This window comes from Vibrio sp. 10N.222.49.C9, from assembly GCF_041474985.1.
Lineage (GTDB): Bacteria > Pseudomonadota > Gammaproteobacteria > Enterobacterales > Vibrionaceae > Vibrio > Vibrio crassostreae_C.
In genome coordinates, this window is the sequence record NZ_JBFRVD010000542.1 from 1 (window position 1) to 248 (window position 248).

Genomic DNA, 248 nt, shown 5'->3' on the forward strand with positions numbered 1-248 from the left:
CTATAAACTGAGCACCACCAACGGTACAGTTAGCGACTGCGCTGTCATATTCAGAACGAGTGCCAAAGTCAGAGGGTTGGTCCGTGATATCATCCCACGGTGAATCACCGCTCTCACAGAGTGTCTTTCCTTCATAGGTAACGTTGGTAAGGACCTCTTCAGCCCCATCCCTAGAGATAGTTAATTCGTCATCCGTTTGTGAGACAAGAACCCATTGCTCGGTTGAGAAATCTTCATAAGTTATCATC

1 protein-coding gene is annotated in these 248 nt (G+C 46.8%); it reads right to left on the reverse strand.

From position 1 onward, the window contains the following. A partial coding sequence (locus tag AB4585_RS24380) for a hypothetical protein (protein ID WP_372171327.1) occupies window positions 1-248 on the reverse strand: 248 nt, incomplete at both ends.